Raw genomic sequence first — 8,008 nt, 5'->3', positions numbered from 1 at the left:
GTAATCGGAAAACCGATCACAATTGGAGCAGCGTTGGCGCGCGGGCCAAATGTAATCGGAAAACCGATCACAATGATCTCCCCGCAAAGTTCCTGCGTCCTCAGCGACGATAACTCTCTACTCTGCGGGGAGATGTTTCTGGCAAAACTTGCTTTAGAGTCTACTCTAAGGTTTATAGTAAATGTGAAGCAGCCAATCTCACAGGAATGAAAGGGAGGAATTGCGTTGAAGTACAGTTATTTGGGCAAATCGGGGCTGAAGGTCAGCCAGCTGTGTCTCGGGACCATGAATTTCGGACCGGAGACGGAGGAGAAGGAAGCCTTCCGGATTATGGACGCTGCGCTGGATGCGGGGATTAACTTCTTCGATACGGCTAATGTGTACGGCGGCCAGGACCGCCGGGGCTGGACCGAGGAGATTATCGGACGCTGGTTTCAGCAGGGCGGCGGACGGCGCGAGAAGGTGGTGCTGGCCACCAAGGTCTACAATGACATGTTCGACGAGCAGGACGGTCCCAACTCAGGTTCCGGCTTATCTGCCTACAAGATCAGACGGCATTTTGAAGGCTCGCTAAGACGTCTGCAGACGGATCATATTGAATTATACCAGATGCATCATATCGACCGGAATGTGTCGTGGGACGAGCTGTGGGGCGCATTTGAGGTGCTTGTGTCACAGGGCAAGGCCGATTATATCGGCTCCAGTAACTTCGCAGGCTGGCACATCGCTGTAGCGCAGGCCAAGGCGAAGGAACGCCATTTCCTCGGACTTGTATCTGAACAGCATCTGTACAATCTGCTGGAGCGGACACCGGAGCTTGAAGTGCTGCCGGCCTCCAAGGAGCTGGGGCTGGGCGTGATCCCGTGGAGCCCGCTGGCCGGCGGCTTGCTGGGACGCAACGCTCTCTCCAAGACAGGCGTGCGCAGCGCACGTTCCGCCAAGCTGGAGCAGCACCGCAGCCAGCTGGAGCAGTTCTCCGCGCTCTGCAAGGAGCTGGGCGAGCATGAGGATCAGGTAGCCCTCGCCTGGGTGCTGGCGAATCCGGCAGTGACGGCGCCGATTATCGGACCGCGCACGATCCAGCAGTTCGAGGACTCCCTGCGGGTGGTGGACATCGAGCTGGATGAAGCTACATTGAAGAAGCTGGACGAGATCTTCCCGGGACCGGGCAAGCCGGCACCGGAAGCTTACGCCTGGTAAGCTGGTTTCAGCAGGTGAGCCTGCACCCTGCGGGTGGAGGAATAATAACAGCCGGATGGTTCCTGAGGGAATCGTCCGGCTGTTTGTGTACGCCTGCTAAGTGGCTGGCAGGCAGATATAGGGATAGGTGGAGGCAGGCCGCAAGACAGCAAGATGAAACCGCCTGTCCTCCTGTGGTAGACTGGTTCTGGGTTAATCGGCAGACGGTACTGCAGGAAGGGGAGGGGCAGATGTTATTTTACTGGATAGCTGGTTTGGTGCTCATCCTGGATCAGGCGGCCAAATGGATGGTACGCACCCACATGGAGCTGGGGGAGACGATTCCGTTCTGGAGTCCGCATGTGCAGTTTGTCTATTATGAGAACAGCGGCGCTGCCTTCAGCCTGTTTCAGGGCTACGGGCAGTATTTTGCAATTGTAGCAGTCCTGTTCATCGCCGCAGTGTTCTATTACCGCCGGCAGGGACGCATACGCGGCCCGCTTCTTGAAGCAGCCTGCGGGTTTCTGGTCGGAGGGGCTGCAGGCAACGGAATTGACCGGGCCATCTACCGTCAGGTCACCGACTTTCTGGTCTTCGGGGAGAATGGCGGGATTCTGAATCTCGCGGATCTGGCGATTAATGCCGGCGGCCTGCTGTTCGCCGTTTATCTGGGATGGGACTATTTGCGGAGCCGGGCAGCCAGCAGAAGCATATAAATGCCGGATTCCGGCGATGCGGTCTATCATTTTATCTGATGCAAGTTATTACTATTCGTGATGAAACCGGCTAAATCATAGCATTTTACTATGATTTAGCCGGTTTTTGTGCGATTTATGCATGTATTTACCATTATAACTATTTAATGCTTGTTATAAGCATCGTTGCCCGTTTCGCAGGATTGTGTTAGCCTGAGTTCATGATACGCAGAGGAATGAAGATTGCACGTTAAGGAGAGGTCGATATTGTTGCAATTACAAGTTACGAACAGCCCTTTTAATGAGCGCCAGGCGGAGCTGCTGAACGAGCTTCTGCCGACGCTGACCCCAGCCCAGCAGGTCTGGCTGAACGGTTATCTGGCAGCGCTGGCGCTGCAGGGGAATGCTGCGCCAGCCAGTGCTTCCAGTCCTTCTGCCGGTGAAGCAACAGCAGCAACAGCGGCGCCAGCCCCGCAAGCCGCAGCAGCCCAGCCGCAGACATCGCGGGAAGTGACCGTATTGTTCGGCTCCCAGACCGGCAACTGCCAGCGGCTGGCAGGAAGCCTCTCCCGCAAGCTGGAGGAGCAGGGCTTCAAGGTGACAGTGAGCGCCATGAACAGCTTCAAGCCCGCCGGACTGAAGAAGATCGAGAATCTGCTGCTTCTGGTCAGCACCCACGGTGAAGGGGAACCGCCGGATAACGCGCGTGCCTTCCATGAATTCCTCTACAGCAAAAGAGCGCCGCAGCTTCCGGGCCTCCGCTACTCGGTGCTCGCCCTCGGCGACACCTCCTATGAGTTCTTCTGCCAGACCGGCAAGGACTTCGACCAGCGGCTTGCGGAGCTGGGTGCACAGCGGATAGCCCAGCGTGCAGATTGCGATCTGGATTATGATGAGCCGGTTGCGGACTGGTTCGGCCAGGTCATCAGCGCCCTGAACGGAGTTCAGAACACTGCGGGGATTGCGGAGGCTGCGGTTCAGGCTGCCGAGGCCGCGGGATCACCGGAGTCCGTCTATTCACGGAATCATCCTTTTCATGCCGAGATTCTGGAGAATCTGAATCTGAACGGACGCGGCTCAGACCGTGAGACCCGCCATCTGGAGCTGTCGCTGGCCGGCTCGGACCTGACCTTCGAGCCTGGCGATTCGCTCGGGGTCTATCCTGAGAATCACCCGCAGCTGGTGGAAGACATCATCGCCGCGATGGGCTGGAGCGGAGAGGAACGCGTTGCGCTGAACAAGCAGGGCGATGAAGGCACTCTGCGTGAAGCACTGCTGCGTCATTATGAGATTACCGTGCTGACCAGACCGCTGCTGGAGCAGGCGGCGAAGCTGGCCTCCACCCCTGCGCTGCAGGAACTCCTGGCCGAAGAGCGCAAGCAGGAGCTTAAGGACTATATCCAGGGCCGCGATCTGCTGGATCTGATTCAGGACTATGCACCATGGACGATCCCGCCGGCCAGCTTCGTAACGGTGCTGCGCAAGCTGCCGGCCCGGTTGTACTCCATTGCCAGCAGCTTCAGAGCCAATCCGGATGAAGTTCACTTCACCGTCAGAGCGGTGCGTTACGAATCGCATGGGCGTGAGCGTTATGGGGTCTGCTCGGTGCACTGTGCCGAACGGGCTCAGCCGGGATATACCCTGCCGGTCTATATCCAGAGTAATCCGAACTTCAAGCTGCCCGCAAATCCCGATGCACCGATTATCATGATCGGGCCGGGCACAGGCGTCGCCCCGTTCCGCTCCTTCCTGGAGGAGCGCGAAGAGCTGGGTGCACAGGGGCGGTCCTGGCTGTTCTACGGTGACCGGCATTTCGTAACCGACTTTCTCTACCAGACGGACTGGCAGCGGATGCTGAAGGACGGGGTCCTCAGCAGGCTGGATGTTGCCTTCTCGCGCGATACAGAGGAGAAGGTGTATGTACAGCACCGTATTCTGGAGCAGAGCAAGGAGCTGTACAGCTGGCTGCAGGAAGGGGCGCATGTCTATGTATGCGGCGACGAGAAGCATATGGCCCATGATGTCCATTCAGCGCTGCTGACAGTCATTCAGCAGGAAGGCGGGCTCAGTCCCGAAGCGGCGGCCGCTTATCTGGATAATCTGCAGCAGGAGCAGCGCTATCAGCGTGACGTCTATTAAGAGGGAATCAGCGGGAGGAGAGAATCAGCGATGGCGAACAAGGAATCAGCGGTGAAGCCGATTGGCGGACCGCCGAGCGATGTTGAACATATTAAGCAGGAGAGCAATTACCTGCGCGGGGCGCTGGTGGAGACCCTCAGCAATCCAATTACGGGAGGATTGCCGGAGGATGATAACCGCCTGCTGAAATTCCACGGCAGCTATATGCAGGATGACCGGGATCTGCGCAGCGAGCGGGAACGCTCCAAGCTGGAGCCGGCGTATCAATTCATGCTGCGGGTGGTCGCGCCCGGCGGCGTGGCTACCTCTGCACAGTGGCTCGTGCTGGATGAGCTGGCGCACAAGTACGGCAATGGCACGCTGCGTTTGACGACGCGGCAGGCTTTTCAGATGCATGGGGTACTGAAGTGGAATCTCAAGAAGACGATCAAGACCATTAATGATACGCTGATGACTACACTGGCTGCTTGCGGCGACGTGAACCGGAATGTCATGAGCGCCCCGAATCCGTATCAGTCCGAGGTTCATGCCGAGGTGTATGAATGGGCCGGACGGATCAGCGACCATCTTGCCCCGCGTACCCGTGCTTACCATGAGATCTGGCTGGATGGCGAGAAGGTAGTGGACAGCAAAGTGGTTGAACCGATCTACGGGCCGGTCTATCTGCCCCGCAAGTTCAAGATCGGGCTGGCGGTGCCGCCGTCCAATGATGTCGATGTATTCTCCCAGGACTTGGGCTTCATTGCCATTCTGGAGGACGGCAAGCTGGCCGGCTTCAATGTCTCGGTCGGCGGCGGGATGGGCATGACGCACGGCGATACGAATACGTATCCACAGCTTGGACGGATCATCGGCTTCTGCCGGCCGGACCAAATGATAGATGTGGCGGAGAAGACAGTAACGATCCAGCGGGATTACGGCAACCGTTCCGTCCGCAAGAATGCACGCTTCAAATACACGATCGACCGCCATGGCCTGGACTGGTTCAAGGACGAGCTGCATGAACGGCTGGGCTGGACGCTGGAGCCCGCACGTTCGTATCACTTCGATCATAATGGCGACCGCTACGGCTGGGTGAAGGGAACGGACGGCAAATGGAACCTGACGCTCTATATCCAGAGCGGACGTATTCAGGATCTGGAAGGTTATCCGCTGATGACCGGCCTGCGGGAGATCGCCAAGATCCACAGCGGAGACTTCCGGCTCACACCTAACCAGAATCTGATCATCGGCGGAGTGACCCAGGCGAAGAAGCGCAAGATCACTGAGCTTGCCAAGCAATACGGTCTGACGGACGGGGCTCACCACTCCGCTCTGCGCCGAAGCGCGATGTCTTGTGTGGCCCTGCCAACCTGCGGGCTTGCGATGGCTGAGGCGGAGCGTTATCTGCCGCAGCTGCTGGATAAGCTGGAGGTTATCATAGATGAAGCAGGTCTGCGGAATGAAGAGATCATTATCCGTATGACCGGCTGCCCTAACGGGTGCGCCAGACCCGCGCTCGGCGAGATTGCGTTCATCGGGAAGGGACCGGGCCGCTACAACATGTACCTCGGAGCAGGCTTCACCGGGGACCGCCTAAACAAGCTCTACAAGGAGAACATTGACGAGCAGGAGATTCTGGCTACCCTTGGGCCGATCATTCACCGTTATGCCAAGGAACGCAGCACCGGCGAACACTTCGGAGACTTTGTGATCCGCGCGGGTTATGTGAAGGAAGTCACCTCGGGACTCAATTTTCACGATTGACGCCACCCGCTTGTTGAGGATGTAACGTTAGTCATGAGCCTGTTTTCTGCTTTTTTTGGCGGAGAACAGGCTTAATTGTTGTGCAGATTTGGATTTCCGGCAGTTTTCTTACATAATATAGAGTAGCACTACCCCATTATAGACAAGAGCCATTATTTATAGTGAGTAATGGATTCTGTACAGAAGAGGCGAATTGAATGATCATTATGAAGACGATGGAAGAAATCGAGAAGATGCGTGCAGCCGGCATCATCCTGGCGGAATGCCACCGGGAGATTGCCAAGCTGATTAAGCCGGGTATTACCACCTGGGAGATCGACCAGTTTGCCGAGAAGTTCATCCTCTCGCATGGCGCAACTCCGGAGCAGAAGGGCTATCACGGTTATCCGTATGCCACCTGCGCCTCCGTGAATGATGTGATCTGCCATGGATTCCCGAGGCATGAGGAGCTGAAGGACGGAGATATTGTCACCATTGATATGGTGGTGAATCTGAACGGCTGGCTGGCGGATTCAGCCTGGTCCTATGGCGTGGGTACGATTAGTGAACAGGCGGAGAAATTGCTGGCAACGACCAAAGAGTCCCTGTTCAAAGGTATTGAGCAGGCGGTAGCCGGTAACCGCATAGGGGACGTAGCCCATGCTATTCAAGTATATGCTGAATCGAACGGCTATTCTGTCGTCCGTGACTTCATCGGCCACGGCATCGGCTCTGAGATGCATGAAGCACCTGAAGTGCCGCACTACGGCCCGGCCGGCAAAGGCCCGCGGATCAAGGAAGGCATGGTCTTCACAATTGAACCGATGCTGAATACCGGCAGCTACCGGACGAAGGTGGATGCGGACGGCTGGACTGCCCGGACCATTGACGGCGGCTTGTCCGCACAGTATGAGCATACGCTGGCAGTGACGCCGCAGGGTACGATGATTTTGACGGAGCTATAAGCCGGAAGCGCAGCAAAGGCAGGACTGTCCCGATGGACGGCCCTGCCTTTGCTGCGTCTTCTTCATAAGAATCAATCGGTAATATTCCGTGTGTAGTACTCGATGATATCCTTGCGCCGGATAATACCAAGGAAGACTCCGCTGTCATCCACTACAGGAACGAAGTTCTGGTCAGCGGCCAGGGTCAGCATATCCTCCATCTGGGCATGGATCTCCACGCTCTCGTTATGCACATGACGCTGAATGGTGCTAATGCTCACCCCGGCCATATTCTCAAAAGTCAGGCCTTCGGTGTTCTTCAGTTTCCAGAGCAGGTCGCCCTCCGACAGGGTCCCAACATATTTGCCTGCTTCGTCAATAATCGGAATGGCGGAGTAGTAATGATTCTCCAGCTGTTCCAATGCTTCACGCATGGAGATCGAGGAGGTAATGTACGCCACCTGATCCTTGGGCAGCAAGAAAGAGGATATTTCCATAGGTCAGTCTCCTTTACAGAAGGATGTGTTACACAACTTATTACAATTAAAACATAGAACAGGATGTAAGCGCATCAAAAATGAGGTTACAACTTTGAAATAAACTACGGGAAGACGTATACAAAAAAGGATATGCCGCCTCCGTGGGAGAAGCAGACATATCCTGAGCCTGTGTAAAAGCGGAAAAGAACAAGTCTAGCTATTCGTCCCGTTATCGTGGCTCAGCTGCCAGTGAATGCCGAATTTGTCCTTGAGGTTCCCGTACGCATTGCTCCAGAAGGTCTTCTGCAGCTCCATGTGTACTGTTCCGCCTTCCTTCAGCTTATTGAACCAGTGGCGAATCTTCTCTTCATCGGCATCTGTCACCGTCAGACTGATATTATTCCCTTCCGTAAACGGCATCCCCGGAAACACATCAGAGAACATCACCGGACTGCCGGCAATCATCAGATTGGCGTGCATGACGAGGTGTTTGGCTGCTTCCGGCACCGGATGGGACGGATCGGGCGGAGCTTCGCCGAAGGTCATGATATGCGGTGGTTCGGTCCCGAACACTTCAGCGTAATACTCCACCGCTTCCCGGGTATTGCCATTGAAATTCAGGTACACATTAATTGCCACATCTGTCACTCCTCTTGTGTGAAATTAAGGCAGGGCATGTTACGGACTTATTGTATCATGCGCCTGTCCCATTCTGAATATTCGGGAGGGGTGCAATGCAGACGGCTCATCATTTTTTTGCATAGCTCCAGCAGGAATAATCTGGTGTGTTATCGAATTATAGCGAATACCAACAAAATTCGACTTTTGACTACACATCTAAGCGGGG

8 protein-coding genes are annotated in these 8,008 nt (G+C 55.8%); 6 read left to right on the top strand and 2 right to left on the bottom strand.

Translation table 11 applies throughout. The annotated features are described in order from the left end of the window. The 6 genes from K1558_RS17400 to map form a co-directional block, all read left to right on the top strand. Positions 1–210 (top strand): hypothetical protein (locus K1558_RS17400; protein ID WP_238652914.1); only part of this gene is annotated, 210 nt, incomplete at its 5' end. A gap of 15 nt (positions 211–225) precedes the next feature. Continuing rightward, a complete protein-coding gene (locus K1558_RS17395) occupies positions 226–1,200 on the top strand; it encodes an aldo/keto reductase (protein ID WP_238652913.1) in 975 nt (324 codons plus the stop codon). A gap of 230 nt (positions 1,201–1,430) precedes the next feature. Further along, positions 1,431–1,895: a signal peptidase II gene (gene lspA, locus K1558_RS17390; RefSeq protein ID WP_238652912.1), complete on the top strand. Its 465-nt coding sequence runs from the start codon at positions 1,431–1,433 to the stop codon at positions 1,893–1,895. A 249-nt stretch (positions 1,896–2,144) separates the two neighbouring features. Beyond that, positions 2,145–4,013 carry an assimilatory sulfite reductase (NADPH) flavoprotein subunit gene (locus K1558_RS17385; protein ID WP_238652997.1) on the top strand — a complete coding sequence of 623 codons (1,869 nt, stop codon included), beginning with the start codon at positions 2,145–2,147 and terminating at the stop codon, positions 4,011–4,013. A 30-nt stretch (positions 4,014–4,043) separates the two neighbouring features. Continuing rightward, positions 4,044–5,759, top strand: coding sequence for an assimilatory sulfite reductase (NADPH) hemoprotein subunit (cysI, locus tag K1558_RS17380; protein WP_238652911.1), 1,716 nt, complete (start codon positions 4,044–4,046; stop codon positions 5,757–5,759). A 197-nt stretch (positions 5,760–5,956) separates the two neighbouring features. Further along, positions 5,957–6,703 carry a type I methionyl aminopeptidase gene (map, locus tag K1558_RS17375; protein ID WP_238652910.1) on the top strand — a complete coding sequence of 249 codons (747 nt, stop codon included), beginning with the start codon at positions 5,957–5,959 and terminating at the stop codon, positions 6,701–6,703. A gap of 71 nt (positions 6,704–6,774) precedes the next feature. On the opposite strand, the gene K1558_RS17370 is transcribed toward map, so the two are convergent. Further along, positions 6,775–7,179, bottom strand: coding sequence for a CBS domain-containing protein (locus tag K1558_RS17370; protein ID WP_238652909.1), 405 nt, complete (start codon positions 7,177–7,179; stop codon positions 6,775–6,777). 195 nt (positions 7,180–7,374) lie between these two features. Beyond that, positions 7,375–7,800 (bottom strand): VOC family protein, encoded by a 426-nt coding sequence (locus tag K1558_RS17365; protein ID WP_238652908.1) that lies wholly within the window; start codon positions 7,798–7,800, stop codon positions 7,375–7,377. Between the last annotated feature and the right edge of the window lie 208 nt (positions 7,801–8,008).

It is taken from the genome of Paenibacillus piscarius (assembly GCF_022234545.1).
Taxonomy (GTDB): domain Bacteria; phylum Bacillota; class Bacilli; order Paenibacillales; family Paenibacillaceae; genus Paenibacillus_AQ; species Paenibacillus_AQ piscarius.
The sequence above is the reverse complement of the archived record's forward strand: the minus strand, read 5'-3'. Positions and strand labels throughout refer to the sequence as shown.